The following is a 19,168-nucleotide window of genomic DNA, read 5'->3' as shown; positions in this document are numbered from 1 at the left end:
TCGTCTCAGCGTTTGAGGCCGGCGGTCGCGATGCCGTCGATCAGCAGCCTCTGGAAGAACAGGAAGATCAGGAAGACCGGGATCAGTGACAGGCTCGACATGGCGAACAGGCTGCTCCAGTCGGAACTTCCGGTGGAGTCCACGAAGGAGCGCAGGCCGAGCTGCACGGTGTAGGTGTTGATATCCGAGAGGTAGATCAGCGGTCCGAAGAAATCGTCCCAGGTCCAGATGAAGGAGAAGATGGCGGCCGTCGCCAGAACGGGAAGCGACAGCGGCAGCATGATGCGCCAGTAGATGCGCCACGGGCTGCAGCCGTCCATCATCGCCGCCTCGTCCAGCTCGCGCGGGATGCCGCGGAAGAACTGCACCATCAGGAAGATGAAGAAGGCGTCGACCGCCAGGAATTTCGGCACGACGAGCGGCAGCATGGTCTTCACCCAGCCGAGCTTGAGGAAGAGGATATATTGCGGGATCAGCGTGACGTGATAGGGCAGCATCAGCGTGCCGAGCATCAGCGCGAACCAGAAATTCTTGCCCCAGAAATTCAGCCGCGCGAAGGCGTAGGCGGCCAGCGAGCAGGAGACGACGTTGCCGAGGACGGAAAGCACGGCGATGACGACCGAATTCCAGACGAAGGTGCCGAATGTGACCTGGCCGCCGAACCAGCCGCGCGCATAGGCGCTGAAATCGAATTGCGACGGGATCAGCGATGCCGTGCCGAAGATCTCGTTCTGGTCCTTGATCGAACCGGAGAGCATCCACAGCAGCGGATAGAGCATCACGATCGAAGCGGCGACGAGGGCGACGTGGATGAGGACGGAGAGGAACCACGGGCGCTCGCGCGGCGGCTTCATATCCTCGGCAAAATGGGTGAGCTTCGCGTCAGTCATCGTAGTGGACCCAATAACGAGCGGAGAGGAAGGAGAAGGTGGTGAAGATGGCGATAATGATTACCAGAACCCAGGCGAGCGCGGCGGCATAGCCCATGCGGAAGTAGCCGAAGGCTTCCTGATAAAGATAGAGCGTGTAGAACAGCGTCGAATCGATCGGGCCGCCGGTGCCGGAGGAAATCACATAGGCCGGCGTGAAAGCCTTGAAGGCGTCGATGGTCTGAACCACGGCGTTGAAGAAGATCACCGGCGTCAGAAGCGGCAGGGTGATCTTGAAGAAGATCCGGGTCTTGGAAGCGCCGTCGAGGTTGGCGGCTTCGTAAAGATCCGTCGGGATCTGCCTGAGCCCGGCGAGGAAGATGATCATCGGCGATCCGAACTGCCAGATGGCGAGGATCACGAGCGTATAGAGCGAATAGTCCGGATTGGAGATCCAGCTCGGTCCGTTGATGCCGAAGGCGTACCAGAGCAGCGTATTGACGATGCCGTCGGCATCGAAGATCTGCCGCCACAGCACCGCGATCGCGACGCTGGAGCCGAGCAGCGACGGCAGGTAGAAGATGGCGCGATAGACCGGCAGGCCGCGAATGCCGCGGTTGAGCAGCAGCGCCACCAGAAGCGCGAAGGCAAGCTTCAGCGGCACGGAGCAGACGACGTAGAACAGCGTCACCTTCATCGACGACAGGAATTTATCGTCCGCCGTCGCGATCCGCACATAGTTGTCCAGCCCGACAAGGTTCGGCGACTGGAGCAGATTGTAGTCGGTGAAGGACAGATAGAGCGAGGCGATCGCCGGCCCGAGGGTCAGCCCGAAGAAGCCGATGAACCACGGCAGAAGGAAGAGATAGCCGGGCGCGTTGCGCGCGAACGCGCTCGGCGCCTTATAGACGGTTTCCACGCGCAACGGCGCTCGCGTACCGACGGCCATGCCGCCGGCAACGCTCTTGCTGTTTGTACCCACGGTATCAGCCTCGCGTAATGTTTGCTGCTGCCTGTTCGGTGAACTTCGCGCCAGCGTCCTGCGCGCTGGTTTTGCCGAAAGCGACTTCCTCGGCGATCTTCTTCAGCAGGAACGCATTCTCGCCGGCGCCGTTCGGCGGAGACGGCGGCAATGCGCCGACATGCGGCGTCAATCGGCCGATATAGTCGACGACCTGCTTGCTGACGGCATCGAGATCCGGCGTCAGCAGATCGCGGATCTTCGGCGAGGCGGGAACGCCGCGCTCGACCCCGAGCGTCCTGGCGCCTTCCGGGTCTTCCACCAGATAGTTGACGAAGGCGACGGCGGCATCCTTGTTCGGGGACGTGGCCGAAACCGACATCAGCATCGAGGGCTTGAGATACTGGCCCGGCTTGCCGTCCGCGCCGGCGGTCGGATAGGAGACGATATCGAGCTTCTCCTTCACCAGGCCCTGAATGGCGACGAACTGGTTGGAGTGGGCGTAATCGACGGCCGCCTTCTTCTGCACCAGCATGCTGGTTTCGATGGTCTGCTGGTCGAGCGACTGCATGTCGGCCGGCACGCAGGCGCCGCTCTTGCGCAGGGTGCCCCAGAAATCGAACCAGTCGGCGGCATCCCTGGCCTCGAAAGCCAGCTTGCCGTCGGCCGTGTAGAGCGCCTTGCCGCGCTGGCGCAGCCAGCATTCGAAGGCGGGCTCCAGCCCGCTCGAATCGGCCGTGCCATAGAAGCCGCGCCGCTTCTTGGCGGCCGTCAGCTTGGCAGCGGCATCGCCGAGCTGTTCCCAGGTCATGCCGTCATGCGGCGGTTCCACGCCGGCTTCCGCCCAGGCTGCGGTATTGACGACTACCATCGACGAATTCACGCCGAGGCTGACGCCATAGATTTTATTGTCGACCTTGCCGGAATCGATGTTCGCAGGGCCGAAATCCTCGATGGCAAGGCTCTTGCCGAGATAGGGCGTCATGTCGAGCAGCGCGCTGCGGCGGGCATATTCGAAGATGTAGCGGTAGTCCATCTGGATGAGGTCTGGCGCATTGCCGCCGCCGGTCTGTGTGGCAAGGCGCGTCCAGTAGCTGTCCCAGCCGAAGGATTCGCCGGCGATGGCGATATCCGGGTTCTTGGCCTGATAGGCCTTTACTGCTGCAAAGGTACGGTCGCTACGCTCCTTCGACCCCCACCACAGAAGGCGCATCGCGGTCGCGGCTTTGGCGCGGGAAAGCCCCATGCTGCTGAAAGCTACCGTCGCTGCAATACCGGCAAGCATCTGCCGGCGGTCGATCGTCAACGTCATCCTGGTCTCCTCCCCAGTTTACCGATGATTTACGAACTGCTTTGCATGATATAACTATTTGGTTACAAGTTGGATAGAAACACAACTGCTGTCAAGCGCCAATCGCGTCACAATCAAACGATGCATGCCGGAATCGGCAACGTCCATCGCGGGAGACACCGATCGGGAAGGAGGCCATCCATGGCGGTCAGGGCGAAGCAACGGACTGAAAATATAGCGGAAACGGACGCCGACAAGGCCATCAAGGCGCGGTCGGGGAAGATATCGCGCAATCCGCAACGCACCCAGGATACGATCCTCGAGGCGGCGACGGAAGAATTCGCCGCGCACGGCTTCGGCGGTGCGCGGGTCGATGCGATCGCCGCGCGGGCACAGACCAACAAGCGGATGCTGTACCATTATTTCGGCGACAAGGAGGGGCTCTATCTCGCCGTGCTGGAAGCGACCTATGCGACGATTCGCAATGCAGAAAAGCAACTCGATCTGGCGAGCCGCGATCCGGAGGAGGGAATGCGGGAACTCGCCTTGTTCACTTGGCGGCATTTCCTCGCGCATCCGGAGTTTTTGAGCCTGCTTGCCACCGAAAACCTGCATCATGCGCATTATCTGCGCCGCTCCGAAAAGGTCTCGGTCATGCATTCCCATCTCATCGACGAGCTTTCGGAGGTGCTGCGCCGTGGCGAGGTTGCCGGCATCTTCCGGCCGGCGGTCGATCCGATATCCGTCTATCTGACGATTGCCGCGCTCGGCTTCTTTTATCTGTCGAACCGGCACACGCTGTCGACGATTTTTGCGCGCAAGCTGACGAGCCAGGGGGCGCTCAATGCCTGGGGCGAGCACATTGTCGCCGTCACGCTCGCCTCGATCCGGATGTAGGGTGCCTCGAAACACGCAACCTGCGGCACTTTCGACAAATTTTCAAAAGACGATTGACAAGAATGGAGTTGTCGCGCGATCTTGTAACCATATGGTTACATTTCTTGGGCGACCAGGCATTTGCTTTTCCTGATTCTGGAGGGAATCAGGGCGAGGAGGAGATATCGTGAAGCGCGTCGGCTGTAATGTGGCGTGGCTGGAGATTCGAAGAACCGCTTCTGCAACGAACCGCATGGACGCCGGTGCCGATGCGAACAGACCTGCCTGACCATCACGGGAGCTGCCTAAACAATGACCGATCCATTGAACATCAGGCTTGTCGAGGCCGAGGCATTCGAGCGTCCGGTCAGGCTGCGGCTTCCGTTCCGCTTCGGGGCGGCAACCTTGCGGGAGGCGCGGCAGATTTTTCTGCGCGTGCGCATCGAGGATGCGCAGGGACGCTCGGCGCAGGGGATGGCGGCCGAGCTGATGGTGCCGAAATGGTTCGACAAGTCGCCCGAGCTTTCCAACGCCGACAATGAAACCCAGCTGCGGCGGTCCCTGGCGCTGGCGCTCGATGCGCTGAGGAGTGCGGGTTCGGGAACGGCTTTCGGCCTGCATGCCGCCGTCGAAACCCCGCATCACGCACGGGCGGCGGCGGAAAAGCTGAACGGGCTGGTGGCTTCGTTCGGTCTCGCGCTCGCCAACCGGGCCGTCCTCGATGCCCTCTGCCGGCTGGAAGGGTTGACGATTGCGCAGGCGATCCGGGCGAACCGCCCCGGCATCGACGCCTCCACGGCGCGCGATCTCTCGGGTTTCGATCTCCCGGCCTTTCTGTCGGCATTGGAGCCATCGGCAAGCCTTGCCGCCCGTCATACCGTCGGCCTCGTCGATGCCATCGTGCCCGCCGATATTCCGGCGACCGAGCGTCTGAACGACGGCTTGCCGGAGAGTTTCGAGGAGGCGATCGACGCCTATGGCCTGACCTTTTTCAAGGTCAAGGTTTCGGGCGTGGCCGAGGCCGATATCGATCGCCTCTGCCGTGTCGCCGCTGTCATCGATGCCAAGGTGCCCGCCTATTCGGTGACGCTCGACGGAAACGAGCAATTCCCGTCCGCCGAGGCGGTCGCGGACCTGCTTTCCCGCGTGAAGGAAGAGCCGCGGCTGGCGCGATTTGCCGCCTCGATCCTGTTCGTCGAGCAACCGATTGCCCGCGCGCATGCCTTCGAGAAGCCCGTGAAGGCGCTCGCGGCCTTCAGGCCGGTGGAAATAGACGAATCCGATGCCGACATCGATGCCTTCGTCACGGCGAGAGGGCTCGGCTATACCGGCATCTCCTCGAAATCCTGCAAGGGTTTCTATCGCTCGCTCTTGAACCGCGCGCGCGTTGCCAAATGGAGTGCGGACGACGGCGTTCCCTATTTCATGTCGGCGGAGGATCTGACGACACAGGGAGGTCTTGCCGTGCAGCAGGATCTGGTGCTCGCCTCCCTGATCGGCATGACGCACATCGAGCGCAACGGCCATCATTATGTCGACGGCATGGCCGGCGCGCCGGAGGCGGAGCAGGCGGCCTTCGCGCAGGCGCATTCCGATCTCTATCGCATCAGCAATGGCCGTACGCGGCTGCGGATCGAGGGCGGCCAGCTTGCGATCGGCTCGGTTATAGGCGCTGTCGGTCTTGGTTCATCCGTGGAGCCGGATTGGAAGGCTATGGAGGCATCGTAACACCTTCTCCCCGGCGGGGAGAAGGTCGCGCGTAGCGCGGCTTGAGGGGGCGTTGCACCATAAATTGCCCTCGAGTTCGCCGTGCTGCCCCCTCATCCGCCCTTTGGGCACCTTCCCCCGAGGGGGAAGGAAAAGCAGACTCTGGAGGAGGAGACATGCAGTCGTCATCGAAGAAACGCTACGCTCTGGTCGGCACCGGCAATCGTGGCGTGACCATGTGGGGCAAGGATCTGGTCGAGCGCTGGAGCGACGAGGTCGAGCTTGTGGCAGTGTGCGATCTCAACGCCATGCGGGCCAAGCGGGCGCTCGAGTATATCGGCGCCTCCGTCCCCGTTTACACCGATTTCGACGAACTGCTGCGGGTGGAGAAGCCGGATCTCGTCATCGTCTGCACGCGCGATTCCACCCATGACGATCTCATCGTCAAGGCGATGGAGGCCGGCGCCAATGTCATCAGCGAGAAGCCGATGACGACGACGGTCGACAAGATCAAGCATATTCTCAACGCCGAGGCGCGCACCGGCAGGCGGCTGGACGTTTCCTTCAACTATCGCTTCGCCCCGACGCCGGCGAAGATCAAGGAGCTGATCAATTCCGGCGTCATCGGGGATGTGACCTCGGTCGACTTCCATTGGTATCTCGACACCAGCCACGGCGCCGACTACTTCCGTCGCTGGCATGCTTTCGTCGAAAATTCCGGCAGCCTCTTCGTTCACAAGGCGACGCATCATTTCGATCTGTTGAACTGGTATCTGGATTCCGATCCGGAAACGGTCGCCGCCTTTGCCGATCTCAAGCATTACGGCCGCAAGGGGCCGTTCCGCGGCGAGCGCTGTCGTAGCTGTCGCTACAAGGGCGAATGCGACTATTATCTCGACATCAGCGCGACGCCGCTGCTCGAAAGCCTGTATGAGGACCCGTCCATCGTCGACGGCTATGTGCGCGATGCCTGTGTCTTCCGCGAGGATATCGATATCCCGGACACGATGGTCGCCTCCATCCGCTACCGCAGCGGCGTCAACGTCTCCTATTCCCTGAATACGTATATGCCGATCGAGGGGCACCACATTGCCTTCAACGGCCACAAGGGCCGTATCGAACTCAGGCAGTATGAAAAGCAGAACTGGACGACGCCGCCGGCCGACGAGATCGTCGTCATGAAGAATTTCGGCGATGTCGAGCGCATATGGGTGCCGCACTCGTCTGGCGGGCACTATGGCGGCGACGACCGGCTGCGCAACATGCTGCTGCGCTCCGGCCCGAACGACGAGCTCAAGCAGCGCGCCGGCTCGCGCGCAGGGGCGCTGTCGGTGCTATGCGGCATTGCCGCGCTGCAAAGCAGCCGCACCGGCCAGCAGGTGTCGATCGCCGATATCTGGGGCGAGGATGGCGGCCTCAACCTGCTTGAGCCGCGGCCTTAGAGAGCCGTGGCCTTGCAGCTGCGCTGAAAATAGGTCTCGACCCCTTGCCGGTCAGCTGCAGTTCGGCAGCTGCTGCGCATAGATTCTCGTCATGCCATTGAAACGCCGGGCGCCGGCCAGCGCGGTCCCGTTGCCGCGCCAGGATCCCTGCAGATAGCCTTTGGCGCCTGAATAATAGGCGAGATAGAGATTGTAGGAATCGTTAAGCGGAATGCCGGTCTGCAGGTGGGTCTGGTAGTGATACCAGCCGACGAAGTCGATGGCGTCGGAGAAGTTGGTGCGGCTTGCCGTCCAGTTGCCCGTTTCACGCTTGTACTTATCCCATGTGCCGTCGAGTGCTTGCGAGTAGCCATAGGCGGTCGTGGGGCGCTTCCAGGGAATGAAGCCGAGCAGATAGCGTCGCGGCGGGCGGGCGCGTGGTCGGAAGCCGGATTCGGTGTAGATCGTCGCCATCAGGATCGGCACCGGCACGCCGTATCTGCGTTGCGTGCGGTCGGCGGCCCGCTGCCAATTGTTGAACCATCCATCGCGCTGATCGAAGATCGCGCAGATGTTGCGGGTACGCGACGGAGCGGTGGCACAGCCTGCCAGCACGCCGAGCATCATCACGGCCAGAATGGAAAGGACGCGGGTACGCATGACTAGAACCTCTTTGCTGAAGAGATTGCTAGCGCGGAATGATTAAAAACGGGTTGTTCGCCTGTGCCGAAATGAGGCGATTTCGGGGAGTTTTCATGGATTTGCTGCGCCGCATCATGCCATGCGCGCCATGTCCTCGCGGCGGATTTCGTGGAGCAGCGGCTTGCCCTCGATGAAGCGGATGGCTTCGTCCACCGCCATCTCACCGAGGCGGGTGCGCTCCAGCCCGACAGCGCCGGCAATGTGCGGTGTCAGGAAGACGTTCGGCAGATCGTAAAAGGCCGACGCCGCCTCCGGAACTTCCGGATCGGTGACGTCGATGATCGCATCGATCCGACCCGTCTTCAGTACGGCGAGGAGGGCTGCCTCATCGACGAGCGCGCCGCGCGCCGTGTTGATGAAGGTTGCTCCTTCCTTCATCAGCGACAGACGATGGGCGTCGATCATGTGCCGTGTGGCGGGCAGGGAAGGCGCGTGCAGCGAGACGATGTCGGCCGATGCCATCAAGGCATCCAGCTCCGTCTTCTCGGCACCCAGCCTGGCGGCCTCGGCGTCACTGACCATGGGGTCATAGAGCAGAATCCGGTAGTCGAAGGGCGCGAGCAATTCGATCACCAGCCGGCCGATCCGCGAGGCGCCGATGATGCCGACGGTGCGGTGATAATTGCCGATGGCCTCTGCCTGCATCGGTATCGTCCGCTTGCGGTTTCGGTCGGCGACATAACGTTCGCGGAACTGGAAGACCTTCTTGCCGGCGAAGACGATGGCGGCAAGCGTGAATTCGGCAACCGGCCGGGCATTGGCCTGTGCGGCATGGCTCACCAGTATGCCGCGATCGAACAGGCTGTCGTCGAGCAGGCCCTTCACCGTGCCGGCGGCGTGGACCACCAGCTTCAGATGCGGCGCCAGCGCCAACGCGGCGGCGTCGATCGTCGGCGAGCCCCAGCCCGTGACCAGGATTTCGGTTTCGGCAAGGAGCTTACCGGCGCGATCGTCATCGAAACGCTGCATCGGCGCGCGGTCGAGCACATGGCCGATGGTATCGAGGCGCCGGACCAGCGCCTCCGGCAGAACATGCCGCGTGCGCGACGGCTGCATGGCAAAGGCGATGGCCGGGCGGCCGGAAACAGATTGCGTCATGGCAGCCGACCGGGCGCCTCGATGGCGCTGACGGTGACGCCCTTGTCACGGACGAGAGCGCGCAGGGCGTCGATATCGGGCCGGGCGGGCGGCCTTGTCCAGGCATGGTCGACGGCGGATGGATTCTTCTCCGCAAGCACGGCGGAGACGAGAATGGTCTCGCCCGCGGGAATACCACCACGCAGCTGCGGCACCAGGGTCTTCGAGACGATCAGGTTGGTGTTCGGCGGCGCTTTTTGTGCCACGCCCTCACGCTCGATCGTCGAGCCGAGATCGAGAATGCCGCTGAAATCCTCCTCGCCGATCGCATAGGCGGCGCTCATGGCGGACGAGAGCGCGTCGGCTTGGAAATCGCGCCGTGCGATGGCGAAGCCGCCTTCGGCCGTCTGCAATGGTCTGGGGGTGCTGATCCGGTGCAGGCGGATATGCCAGGGCGCGGCCGGCACGAGCCATGTCTCCACCGTCACGTCCGCGTAGGGGGACCATTTGGCGTAGAGCGTATCGCCGGCAAGCTTGGCCTCCTCGTTGGTTTCGCGCACGCGGTAGTGCAGCCCGTCATCGCTGAAGGCGAGCATGCTGTCGAAGGCGCCGCCGGCAAAGATGCGCTCGTCGCTTTCGACGCTGAAGCCGTAGCGGGCGGAATAGGCGAATTTCGAATATTTCTCCGCGCCGAAACGCATCTGCTGGTTTTCCTGGCCGGAGGACAGCGCGACGACGTCGGCCCCGCTGCGCATCAGGACCATCCCGGGATGTTTCTGCGGGACGATAGCCGGCTCATTTTCCAGCGGCTTTTCTTCGGCTGTCCAGAATGGATGCGTTTCGGGCAGCGCCAAGGGCAGGAAGGCCTTGAAGGCCCAATAGGGAGAGCCGGCGGAATTGTAGTTCTCCGACATCAGCAGGTTGGGATAGGCGTAGCCGATCGGCAGGGTGCCGTCGCGATTGGCGATCGGCTTGCCGGCCCACCAGCGCAGGTGCCTGAGGCACAGGCCCTTGATCTCGCCCCATGGCAGCGCCTCGACATCGGCAAAGGCGAGCCCCGACCAGAATCCGGCACAGGCGAAGCGATAGGTCAGGCTGCGGCCGAAGGGGATGGTGGCGCCATCGGGCGCGAACCAATGACGGAAATCCCTGGCAAAAAGGACGGCGCGCTCGCGATAGCGCTCGGCACGGGTGTCATTGACGAGCTTGGAATAGATCAGCCCGTAGAAATGCATGGCGAAGGGAATGTAGTGATCGATGCGCCGGACATCGCCGTCACGATACCAGCCATCGCCGATGTAGAAACCGTCGAGTTCGTTCAGGTAGCTTTCCGTCAGGCTGCGGTCGAAGGAGGCGCCGAGCCGGTCGAGCGAGATATCCACGAAGATGCGGAAGAATTTCCAGTTGTTGTCGGCGTAGTCGAAGGTGCGCGCATGCTTGAGATAGGCGATCAGGTTGTCGCGCGCACGCTGGTCGAGCGGTTCCCAGATCTTTTCGGGCACGAGGGCGAGTGCGAAGCCGAGCGCGGCAAGCTCGACCATGCGCTGATCGCGGCCGTTGACCGTGCCCCAATATTCCGGATGCCTCGGATCGACGCCATTGGCGAGACCTTCGGCATAGCGGTCCCAATGATGAAACTCGCCGCCGCCGGCGCCGAGCGGCGCAAGGCCCCAGAGCGGGCGGGCGAAACCTTCGAGATCGGCGGCCGCACGGTCGAAATGCGCCCCGGCGGCATCGATGCGAACGCGGGCATTGCCTTCGGAAAAATAGGGCAGCAGCGGATCGAACAGGCCGGTCAGCGCGCGGCGCATGTCCGGGAGGGTCTTCAACGGGTTGCCGGCGAGCGGATTGGAGCTTGCGGGGTCATAGATCATCGGTTCGGCTTTCTCGATCGTTTCCGCGGCGGGATTGAGCTTCAGGTTTCGGGTGGCAGCGTGCCGCCGGCGATCGGCTGGACGCCGTGGCAGATGTGACGGGCCGGCGCGTCGCGGTCGCGGAAGCGGGCGATCATCAGGCCGATGGCTTCACGCCCCAGGGCCGCGCGGTCGACGCGCATGGTCGCCAGCCGGGGATTGGTCATCAGGGCGCAGGGCAGATCGTCGAAGCCGACGATGGCGAAATCCTCAGGCACCCGCAGGCCGGCTTCGGCAACGGCATCGAGCACGCCGACGGCGATGAAATCGTTCATGCAGAAGGCGGCGGTAAAGCCGCCTTTTTCAGCGAGGATCGCAGCGGTCTTGTCATGCGCTTCCTGGCTGGAGCTGCCGGCGAACGTCATCGGCACGAGCCGGCCGTCGGCGCCTTCCATGGAAGCGATGGCAGCTTCGAAGCCGCGGATGCGTTCGCGGATCGTCTGGCGATGCGAGCCGGCCAGATGCAGGATGCGGCGGTGGCCGGCGTCGATGAGGCGCCGGGTTGCACTATAGGCGCCGAAGAAGTTCGAGGGCGAAACACCGTCGAAGCGCAGCTTCGGATCGGTACCGTTGACGAGCACGACGGGCGTACCGCTCGTCTCCAGCCACCGGCGAAGCTCGTCTGAGGGATCGATGCCGACGAGAAACAGGCCTTCGGCGCCGGCTGCCTGTAGATGTTCCTTCACCACCTCCGGCTCCGTTCTCGCCTCGCGGATGAGGCGGATGTCGAAGCGCATGCCGCGCTCGGCGGCACCGGCGCGCAGGCCTTCCAGAATGCCTTCGTAGAAGACGCTCAAGCCGCCCGTGACGCTATCGCTGGCGATCAGTGCCAGGCCGCCTGATGTCGTCTCGGCTGCCGTTTTCAGCGGATAGCCGAGGTCGCTCGCAACCTTGAAGATATGCTGGCGGATCGTCTCGCTGATGCCGGGCTCGTTGGTGAGAACGCGCGACACGGTGGAGACGGAGACGCCGGCTGCGGTGGCAATATCGGCCTGCCTGATACGTTTGGAGCGGATGTCGTTCATATCGCAAAATTATGCAAAATTACGCAAATTTGCAATAGAGAGATTTTTTATTGCGTACTGCAATCAAGTTGCATATCCTCGCGCCGACTTGTCCGCGGGAGGCGTCGGGGAGACCGCCGCGGATGACAACGCAAGAGAAGGAGGAATCTCATGCGCATGAATCGTCGTTCGTTCATGATCGGAGCTGCCGGAACCGCGGCTGGCCTCGCCTTCGCGGGAGGAGCGATGCCGGCCTTCGCCGATGCGACGCAGCTGCGCGCCATGTGGTGGGGCTCGCCCGACCGCGGCAAGCGCACCGTCGCCGTCGCGGAGCTGTTTCACGCCAAGAATGCCGATATTTCCGTGATCGGCGAAAGCATCAGCGGCGATGGCTACTGGACCAAGCTTGCGACCGGAATGGCAAGCCAGAACATCGCCGATGTTTTCCAGCTGGAGCCGAGCACGATCTCCGACTATTCGAAGCGCGGCGCCTGCCTGCCGCTCGACCAGTTCGTGCCCTCGACCCTGAAGGTGGATGCTTTCGGCAAGGACATGCTGAAGCTGACCACGATCGACGACAAGCTCTATGGCGTCGGCCTCGGGCTGAATTCCTTTTCGCTCTTCTATGACGAGGATATCTTCAAGAAGACGGGCCTGACCCCGCCCGGCCCGACGACGACCTGGGCCGAATATGCCGACCTGGCCGTCGAAATGACCAAGGCCGCCGGCAAGCGGGCCTATTGGGGCGGGCCTTATGGCGCGCGCTACAACTACGTGCTCGATGCCTGGATGCGCCAGCGCGGAAAGAGCCTCTATACGAAGGAAGGCGATCTCGGCTTCGGCGTCGACGACGCCAAGGAATGGTATTCCTATTGGGAAGACCTGCGCAAACGCGGCGGCACGGTGCCGCCCGACGTGCAGACGCTCGACCAGAACGTCATCGAAAGCAATTGCCTGGCGCTCGGCAAATCGGCGATGGGCATGGCCTATTCCAACCAGCTCGTCGGCTATCAGCTCGTGGTCAAGAGCAAGCTGGCGGTCACCATGCTGCCGCGCGAGAAGAAGGACGGTCCTTCCGGCCATTATTATCGTCCCGCTCTCATTTGGAGCGTGGGCGCCAGCAGCAAGAATGGCGAAGCGGCTGCGAAATTCATCGATTTCTTCGTCAACGACGTCGATGCCGGCAAGATCCTCGGCGTCGAACGCGGCGTGCCGATGTCGCCGGCCGTGCGCGAGGCGATCCTGCCGCAGCTCAATCCGGTGGAGCAGCTGACGGTAAAATATGTCGAGCTGCTGAAGGATCAGGTGGGCGACTATCCGCCGCCGGCGCCGATGGGCTCCGGGGAATTCGACCAGAACGTCATGCGCCCCGTCGCCGACCAGCTCGCTTTCGGCAAGATCACGGTCGCCCAGGCAGCGCAGAAGCTGGTGGACGAAGGCAAGGCCAAGCTCAAGAAGGGGTGATCGGTGTCGTGGCCGCATAAGGAGCGGCCCCCTCCGTCACTTCGCGACAGAGGAGGGTATCGCACCCTCCTCCAACGCAGTGCAAATTCCTACTTCCCATCCCAGGGCGTCAATGCGTCCTGCTTCATGCGACGCTGTTGTTCCGGCGGAAGCTTGTAGTCCCCCTTATAGGGCGCGCTTTCGAAGGAGCCGTAGGTCGGGTTGGCGATGGCGATCCAGTCGTGGCCGAAATGGGAGATATTGGCTTCGAAGACCTTCTGTCGCTCCTCGACCGTGCCTTTGTAATCGTCGGTGAAATCGCCGAAATTGTCGCCGAACATCAGCAGGATGCGATAGTTCTTGGCGATGAAGGCGCGGCGCGTGCCCTTGGCGGAGGTCCAGTCAGGCTGCTCCTTGACGCTGAGGAATGTGTCGACATTGTCCCCCATCGGGAAGCCGAAGCGCTTCAATTCCTCGACGGTCGGCTTCTCCTCGTCGGCCGTGCGGTTGGTGACGTAGAAGACCTTCACGCCTTTCGAGGCGGCGTATTGGGTGAATTCCACCGCGCCGGCGATCGGCTTGTCCTGCTGGGCATTCACATATTGCGTCCAGCTGTCCGCGGTGAAGCTGCTGCCCGTCGTGATGTTGCGCGCCTGATAGGGGGAGGTGTTCAGGATGGTGTCGTCGACATCGAGGATGATCGCCGGCGGAAAATCCTGGAAATTGCCCGTCTGCTCGATAGGGGCTGCCGTCCAGTTTTTGTCCGCCAATGCCTCGTCGAGCCGGATGCGGCCGAGCGTATAGGCCCCGAGCGCGTTGGCCTGCGCCTCGACCGATGTCTGGTCCCAGAGAACGGCGTTGAGATTGTCGTCCGGCATGGCGTCCGGCAGATCGGCGGCCAGAGCCGGCAGGGCGGCGGCGAGGCTGATGGCTGCGACGAGCGCTCGGCGCCCGGTATATCCGTTTCTCACGCTGTTCTCCTTTTGCTGAAATCCGCAAGGCATATCAAAGGCTTCTGATATGTCTCGATATCATGATCCGGGTAAGGATAGTTTGCGCGCGAAGCGAATGTGTCAAGTCTGTGACAGTTTGCGCCGTCATCGTAAAGCAAATTGCCGCCCGCAATCATGAAAGATGCGGGCGGCAATCGGCTTCGATATGAGGCGTTTCGCCTGTTTGACAGGGCCTGGATAATGCCCCGCCGCACGAAGACTTTTGTTTTCAGCGCGCGGCCCAGTTGGCGCCGCGGCGGAAGATGGTCTTCATCTGCGGCACGTCGAATTCCTTGGCCTGGTGGCCGAGCGAGGAATAGAAGACGCGACCCTTGCCGTATTTGCGCTTCCAGGCGACGGGCATGACGACGCCGTCGATCCAGTAGGCATGGTCGCCGGTGAAGGTCGTGGTGGCTAGCACCTCGTTCGAGGGGTCGACATGCATGTAATATTGCTCCGACGTGTAGGGGAAATCGGTGATCCCCTCCATGATCGGGTCGTCCGGCCGCGTGATGTTGACCGTGTAGTCGATGATGTTGCCGGGATGGGCGACCCACTGGCCGCCGATGATGAACTGGTACTCGACGCTTTCGCGGAACGAATCGCCCGCGCCGCCATGGTAGCCGGCAATGCCGACACCGCTTTCGATGGCGGCGGCGAGGTTCTTCACCTCTTCCTTCTCGATCTTCGACATGGTGACGATCGGCACGATCAGGCTGAGATCGTGGATCGAAGGGTCGGCGAAGGCCTCGGTGCTGTTTTCGAGGTAGACCTTGAAGCCATCCTCCTCCAGCATGTCGCGGATGATATGGGCGCATTCCTGCGGTTCGTGGCCGCTCCAGCCGCCCCAGACGATAAGTGCTTCACGCATGATAATCCTCCTGAAAATGCGTCGTTAGCGGCCGATATGCCCGTCCACCAGGGATTCGGACAGAGGGGCGGGACGCTCCGTTTGCGTCGTGATGGTGACCGTGCGCCCGCCGTCGGAGGCCGTCTGGAAGGCTTCCATGACCTCGAGCACATGCAGCGCGAGGCTGCCATTGGCGCGGTGCGGCCGGTTCGAGCGGATGGCGTGCGCCAGGTCGGCAACGCCGAGCGAGCGGTAATTGCCATCGGCATAGGGCGCGGTGATCTCGCGTTCGGCAAACTCGCCGCCCTTCTTCAGGAACTCGACGGGGCCGCCGAAGCGATTGGGATCGGGCACGATCAGCGTGCCTTCGGTGCCGTAGACTTCGAGCGGCACATGCTTGTGGCCGGCGACATCGAAGCTCATGCCGATCTGCACGACGGCGCCGCTGGCAAAGGCCATGACGCCGGCGACATGGGTCGGCACATGCACGGGAATGTGCTCGCCGTTGCGCGGCTCGCTGGTGATGATGCGCTCCTTGCGCGGCGTCACGGCGAAGCCTGCGACCTGCGAGACGGGCCCGAGCAGGTTGACGAGATCGGTGATGTAGTAGGGCCCCATGTCGAGCATCGGCCCGCCGCCGACTTCATAGTAGAAAACCGGATTCGGATGCCAGCGTTCGTGGCCGGGGCACATGAAGGTTGCGGTGCCGCCGACGGGGATGCCGATCGCGCCCTCGTCGATGATGGCGCGCGCCGTCTGATGGCCGCCGCCGAGGAAGGTATCGGGTGCCGCGCCGATGCGCAGGCCCTTGGCTGCAGCCGCATCCGCGAGTTTCTTGCCCTCGGCGAAATTGATGCCAAGCGGCTTTTCCGAATAGGTGTGCTTGCCGGCGTCCAGCGCCTGCAGGCCGACGGCGACATGCGCCTTCGGGATGGTCAGGTTGACGATGATCTCGATCGAGGGGTCGGCCAGCAGGGTCGCGATATCGACCGCCTTCAGGCCGAATTCGGCGGCCTTTGCCTCGGCGAGCTCGCGATTAAGGTCGGCCACGCCTTTGATGTCGAGAATGGGAAAGGATTTCATGGCGGTGAGATAGGCGCCGGAAATGTTTCCGCAGCCGATTATGCCGATGCCGACCTTGTTCATAAACGTCCTCCAGATGAATTGTCTTTGTCTGTCCTGGAACGGCTCAGCGTTTCGCATAGGCGCTGAGCCGCTCTATCCTGTTGTTTCGACACAATTCCGGCCGGAAAACCGCTGCGCACTTTTCCTGGAATTGCTTAGGGCTCAGAGGGCCGGCGCCGGTCCCGTCGTTCCCCAGGGCGATTCGTAGAGTTCGCGCAGCGCGACGACGGCCGCACCCTGCGCCCAGGTCTCGTCGGTCGACTGGTCGAACACGAGTTCGGTCACGCCCTTGATCGATGGCGGAATGGCCAGCGAATAGGCTTCCCGAAGGCTGTCGAGAAAGGGCTGGCCGAGCGCCAGGCTGGATCCCACGAGAATGACGCGCGGTGGGGCAAACAGCGTGACGATATTGGCGAGCGCTATGCCGCAGGCTTCGCCGGCGCGGATCGCAGCGCCGATCAGCGCATTGTCTTCGGCGGCAATCAGCGTCTTGGCATGGGCCATTCCCCGGCCGAGGCGAATGGCTTCGGCGAAGCGGCCGCTCGGCTGGTCGCCGAGAATGGCGCTCTCGCCGGCAAGGCTTGCCAGCCGGACGGTACCCTGCGGCCCCATGCCGAGCACGAGATCGCCGAGATTGTGGCTAAGGCCGCCGGCGCCGCGAAACAGCTGGCCCCCGTGCAGAACGCCGAGCCCCAATGTCTGTTCCAGCGACACCAGAACCATGTCGTCGAGGTCTCTCGCCCTGCCGAACCAGTGATGCGCCAGCGTGATCGCGTGCGCGTCGCTTTCGACGATGGTGGTCACACCCAGGCGTTCGGACATTTCCTTGGCGAAATCGACGCCGCTTTCGCGGAAGATCGGGCTGGTGCGCACATGGCCGGTGCGATGCTCGATGACCCCCGGCAGGCCGAGGCAGACGGAATCGATCTCGTCGAGCGCCAGATTGGCGTCCACCACGCAGCGGCGCACGCCATCCTCGATCAGGTCGGCAATGACGCCGATCGGCTGCCGGTCGACGCGCAGCGCCAGCGTCAGCGTGGAAAGAACCTCGCCGCGAAAGTCCGTCACGACGAAGACCATGCGGTTGGCGGCGATTTTCGCGCCGACGACGCGGGCGGCATCCGGATTGAGTTCCAGCATGACGCGGGGCCGGCCCCGGGCCGCCGCCTCGCGCAGGTCGCCCTCGGTGCGCGCCAGGATCAGGCCGTCATCGAGCAGCGATGCCGTGATTGCCGAGACCGTGGTGGTCGAAAGCTGGGTGCGGTCGCTGATTTCGATACGTGCGATGGAGCCCGCCCGCCGGATCGTATCCAGCACGTTGAAGCGGTTTATCGCCCGCATAAGTTCGGGATCTGCTGTTTTCATGAGACTGATGCCGAATGACGGACCCGCTCGGCTGCGGCCTGGTATTTTTAACGGAATGCGAATTAAATAACCTATGGTCATTGCCCAATGTCAAGCCGTTTTACCGGCAATCTGCCGAAAATTTAGCGGCGGTGGTTGACATTTCAGCAAAGCTCCGTTGAATTATTCCGCATAAGGGAAAAAATATTGAGGCTCTTGGTTCCCTTGGGAGGAGAAAATCATGATCCATCTACGTGGGGCGAAAGCCCTTCGCAGCGCCGCTATTGCCGCCACTGCCGGATTGGCTGTTCTGGCCGGCGCGACGAGCGCTTTTGCCGACACCACCGTCAAATGGCTGCATCTTGAGGCCAATCCGGCCTATGTCGCCATCTGGCGCAAGATCGCCGACGAGTACGAGGCCAAGCATCCGGGCACGAAGATCGAGATGCAGTTCCTGGCCAACGAGGCCTTCAAGGCCAAGCTGCCGACCCTGCTGCAATCGAACGATGCTCCCGATTTGTTCTATAGCTGGGGCGGCGGCGTGCTGAAGCAGCAGCAAGAGACCGGCACGCTGCTCGACCTGACCCCGGCGATGGATGCCAAGGACGGTGCCTGGAAGAAGAGCTACAACCAGGCCGCCATCAAGGGCCTGACCTTCGACGGCAAGATCAGCGCCGTTCCCTATCAGATGGGCACGGTTTCCTTCTTCTATAACAAGGCCCTGTTTGCCAAGGCGGGCGTCGATGCCGATGCCATCAAGACCTGGGACGACTATCTGGCTGCGGTGAAGAAGATCAAGGCGGCCGGCATCGTGCCGATCGCCGGCGGCGGCGGCGAAAAGTGGCCGATCCATTTCTACTGGAGCTATCTCGTCATGCGCGACGGCGGCCAGCAGGTCTTCAACGACGCCAAGAACGGCAAGGGCAACGGCTTCAACGACCCGGCCATCATCAAGGCCGGCGAACAGCTTGCGGAACTCGGCAAGCTCGATCCCTTCCAGCCCGGCTATCTCGGCGCGACCTGGCCGCAGACGCTCGGCGTCTTCGGCGACGGCAAGGCGGCGATGATCCTCAGCTTCGAGACGACGGTCGCCACCCAGCGCGTCAATTCGGGTGATGGCAAGGGCCTGGCAGACGACAATATCGGCCGCTTCGCCTTCCCGGCCGTGACCGGCGGCGCGGGCGCTCCGACGGATACGCTCGGCGGCCTGAACGGCTGGGCCGTCACCAAGAAGGCGCCGCCGGAAACGCTCGATTTCCTCGCCTATCTGACCAATGCCGAGAATGAGCGCACCATCGCACAGGGCGGTTTGATCATTCCCGTCGCCGTCGGTGCGGAAGATGGCATCAAGTCGCCGCTGATGCGTGGAGCCGCCGACCAGCTGGCGCATTCGACGTGGCATCAGAACTTCTTCGACCAGGATCTGGGTCCCTCCGTCGGCCGCGTCGTCAACGACATTTCCGTCGGCATCGTCTCCGGCCAGTTGTCGCCGAAGGATGGCGCGCAGCAGGTTCAGGACGCCTTCGAGCAGGACCAGCTTTAACGGCATCCGGCGCCGGCGTTTCTTGCGCCGGCGCCAGTCTTCCTTTTGAA

The 19,168-nt window shown here is 62.6% G+C and carries 16 protein-coding genes; 5 read left to right on the top strand and 11 right to left on the bottom strand.

Annotated elements, in window-relative coordinates; genetic code table 11:
* Nucleotides 1-5: 5 nt before the first annotated feature.
* The 3 genes from GR212_RS14200 to GR212_RS14190 are packed head-to-tail and all read right to left on the bottom strand — an operon-like array spanning nt 6 to nt 3,142.
* Nucleotides 6-890, bottom strand: coding sequence for a carbohydrate ABC transporter permease (locus GR212_RS14200; RefSeq protein ID WP_163987209.1), 885 nt, complete (start codon nt 888-890; stop codon nt 6-8).
* The gene (locus GR212_RS14195) at nt 883-1,818 is read right to left on the bottom strand and encodes a carbohydrate ABC transporter permease (protein WP_204326590.1); all 936 of its coding nucleotides are present in this window, start codon (nt 1,816-1,818) and stop codon (nt 883-885) included. The genes GR212_RS14200 and GR212_RS14195 overlap by 8 nt, the downstream gene beginning before the upstream one ends.
* Before the next feature lie 37 nt (nt 1,819-1,855).
* Entirely contained in the window at nt 1,856-3,142 is a 1,287-nt protein-coding gene (locus tag GR212_RS14190; RefSeq protein ID WP_163987207.1) for an ABC transporter substrate-binding protein, read from the bottom strand.
* A 180-nt stretch (nt 3,143-3,322) separates the two neighbouring features.
* Between GR212_RS14190 and GR212_RS14185 the strand changes: the two genes are divergently transcribed.
* The 3 genes from GR212_RS14185 to GR212_RS14175 all read left to right on the top strand — a co-directional run bounded on the left by GR212_RS14185 (nt 3,323) and on the right by GR212_RS14175 (nt 7,146).
* Nucleotides 3,323-4,018, top strand: a complete 696-nt coding sequence (locus GR212_RS14185) for a TetR/AcrR family transcriptional regulator (protein ID WP_163987206.1) — start codon at nt 3,323-3,325, stop codon at nt 4,016-4,018.
* 291 nt (nt 4,019-4,309) lie between these two features.
* Nucleotides 4,310-5,725, top strand: a complete 1,416-nt coding sequence (locus GR212_RS14180; RefSeq protein WP_163987205.1) for a mandelate racemase — start codon at nt 4,310-4,312, stop codon at nt 5,723-5,725.
* A 155-nt stretch (nt 5,726-5,880) separates the two neighbouring features.
* Nucleotides 5,881-7,146, top strand: coding sequence for a Gfo/Idh/MocA family protein (locus GR212_RS14175; protein ID WP_163987204.1), 1,266 nt, complete (start codon nt 5,881-5,883; stop codon nt 7,144-7,146).
* Between the two features lie 51 nt (nt 7,147-7,197).
* Here GR212_RS14175 and GR212_RS14170 read toward each other — a convergent pair whose 3' ends face one another.
* From GR212_RS14170 to GR212_RS14155, 4 genes are all read right to left on the bottom strand, one after another.
* Nucleotides 7,198-7,785 (bottom strand): transglycosylase SLT domain-containing protein, encoded by a 588-nt coding sequence (locus tag GR212_RS14170; RefSeq protein WP_163987203.1) that lies wholly within the window; start codon nt 7,783-7,785, stop codon nt 7,198-7,200.
* A gap of 114 nt (nt 7,786-7,899) precedes the next feature.
* Nucleotides 7,900-8,925, bottom strand: a complete 1,026-nt coding sequence (locus GR212_RS14165) for a hydroxyacid dehydrogenase (RefSeq protein ID WP_163987202.1) — start codon at nt 8,923-8,925, stop codon at nt 7,900-7,902.
* Entirely contained in the window at nt 8,922-10,778 is a 1,857-nt protein-coding gene (locus tag GR212_RS14160) for a DUF2264 domain-containing protein (RefSeq protein WP_163987201.1), read from the bottom strand. Before GR212_RS14160 ends, GR212_RS14165 begins: the two co-directional genes overlap by 4 nt.
* Nucleotides 10,779-10,819: 41 nt before the next feature.
* Nucleotides 10,820-11,842: a LacI family DNA-binding transcriptional regulator gene (locus GR212_RS14155; protein ID WP_163987200.1), complete on the bottom strand. Its 1,023-nt coding sequence runs from the start codon at nt 11,840-11,842 to the stop codon at nt 10,820-10,822.
* Between the two features lie 150 nt (nt 11,843-11,992).
* Between GR212_RS14155 and GR212_RS14150 the strand changes: the two genes are divergently transcribed.
* Entirely contained in the window at nt 11,993-13,285 is a 1,293-nt protein-coding gene (locus GR212_RS14150) for an ABC transporter substrate-binding protein (protein WP_163987199.1), read from the top strand.
* A gap of 89 nt (nt 13,286-13,374) precedes the next feature.
* On the opposite strand, the gene GR212_RS14145 is transcribed toward GR212_RS14150, so the two are convergent.
* The 4 genes from GR212_RS14145 to GR212_RS14130 form a co-directional block, all read right to left on the bottom strand.
* The gene (locus tag GR212_RS14145; RefSeq protein WP_163987198.1) at nt 13,375-14,235 is read right to left on the bottom strand and encodes an HAD family acid phosphatase; all 861 of its coding nucleotides are present in this window, start codon (nt 14,233-14,235) and stop codon (nt 13,375-13,377) included.
* A gap of 250 nt (nt 14,236-14,485) precedes the next feature.
* Complete coding sequence (locus tag GR212_RS14140; RefSeq protein ID WP_015341580.1) at nt 14,486-15,127, bottom strand: ThuA domain-containing protein; 642 nt, start codon at nt 15,125-15,127, stop codon at nt 14,486-14,488.
* A gap of 24 nt (nt 15,128-15,151) precedes the next feature.
* Complete coding sequence (locus GR212_RS14135) at nt 15,152-16,252, bottom strand: Gfo/Idh/MocA family protein (protein WP_163987197.1); 1,101 nt, start codon at nt 16,250-16,252, stop codon at nt 15,152-15,154.
* Nucleotides 16,253-16,393: 141 nt separating this feature from the next.
* On the bottom strand, nt 16,394-17,596 hold the full coding sequence (locus GR212_RS14130; RefSeq protein ID WP_163987196.1) for an ROK family transcriptional regulator: 1,203 nt from the start codon (nt 17,594-17,596) through the stop codon (nt 16,394-16,396).
* A 220-nt stretch (nt 17,597-17,816) separates the two neighbouring features.
* On the opposite strand from GR212_RS14130, the gene GR212_RS14125 reads away from it, so the two are divergent.
* Complete coding sequence (locus GR212_RS14125) at nt 17,817-19,118, top strand: ABC transporter substrate-binding protein (RefSeq protein ID WP_163987195.1); 1,302 nt, start codon at nt 17,817-17,819, stop codon at nt 19,116-19,118.
* The last annotated feature ends 50 nt before the right edge of the window (nt 19,119-19,168 follow it).

Origin of the sequence: Martinezella lusitana (assembly GCF_010668395.1) — a bacterium.
In the GTDB taxonomy this organism is placed as follows: Bacteria; Pseudomonadota; Alphaproteobacteria; order Rhizobiales; family Rhizobiaceae; genus Rhizobium; species Rhizobium lusitanum_A.
The sequence above is the reverse complement of the archived record's forward strand: the minus strand, read 5'-3'. Positions and strand labels throughout refer to the sequence as shown.

Bases quoted from the DNA above. Each gene is read 5' to 3' on its own strand.
- GR212_RS14125 (WP_163987195.1), top strand. From the start codon at position 17,817: ATGATCCATCTACGTGGGGCGAAAGCCCTTCGCAGCGCCGCTATTGCC.
- GR212_RS14130 (WP_163987196.1), bottom strand. From the start codon at position 17,596: ATGAAAACAGCAGATCCCGAACTTATGCGGGCGATAAACCGCTTCAAC.
- GR212_RS14180 (WP_163987205.1), top strand. From the start codon at position 4,310: ATGACCGATCCATTGAACATCAGGCTTGTCGAGGCCGAGGCATTCGAG.
- GR212_RS14140 (WP_015341580.1), bottom strand. From the start codon at position 15,127: ATGCGTGAAGCACTTATCGTCTGGGGCGGCTGGAGCGGCCACGAACCG.
- GR212_RS14200 (WP_163987209.1), bottom strand. From the start codon at position 890: ATGACTGACGCGAAGCTCACCCATTTTGCCGAGGATATGAAGCCGCCG.
- GR212_RS14190 (WP_163987207.1), bottom strand. From the start codon at position 3,142: ATGACGTTGACGATCGACCGCCGGCAGATGCTTGCCGGTATTGCAGCG.
- GR212_RS14170 (WP_163987203.1), bottom strand. From the start codon at position 7,785: ATGCGTACCCGCGTCCTTTCCATTCTGGCCGTGATGATGCTCGGCGTG.
- GR212_RS14160 (WP_163987201.1), bottom strand. From the start codon at position 10,778: ATGATCTATGACCCCGCAAGCTCCAATCCGCTCGCCGGCAACCCGTTG.
- GR212_RS14195 (WP_204326590.1), bottom strand. From the start codon at position 1,818: ATGGCCGTCGGTACGCGAGCGCCGTTGCGCGTGGAAACCGTCTATAAG.
- GR212_RS14155 (WP_163987200.1), bottom strand. From the start codon at position 11,842: ATGAACGACATCCGCTCCAAACGTATCAGGCAGGCCGATATTGCCACC.
- GR212_RS14165 (WP_163987202.1), bottom strand. From the start codon at position 8,925: ATGACGCAATCTGTTTCCGGCCGCCCGGCCATCGCCTTTGCCATGCAG.
- GR212_RS14150 (WP_163987199.1), top strand. From the start codon at position 11,993: ATGCGCATGAATCGTCGTTCGTTCATGATCGGAGCTGCCGGAACCGCG.
- GR212_RS14185 (WP_163987206.1), top strand. From the start codon at position 3,323: ATGGCGGTCAGGGCGAAGCAACGGACTGAAAATATAGCGGAAACGGAC.
- GR212_RS14135 (WP_163987197.1), bottom strand. From the start codon at position 16,252: ATGAACAAGGTCGGCATCGGCATAATCGGCTGCGGAAACATTTCCGGC.
- GR212_RS14175 (WP_163987204.1), top strand. From the start codon at position 5,881: ATGCAGTCGTCATCGAAGAAACGCTACGCTCTGGTCGGCACCGGCAAT.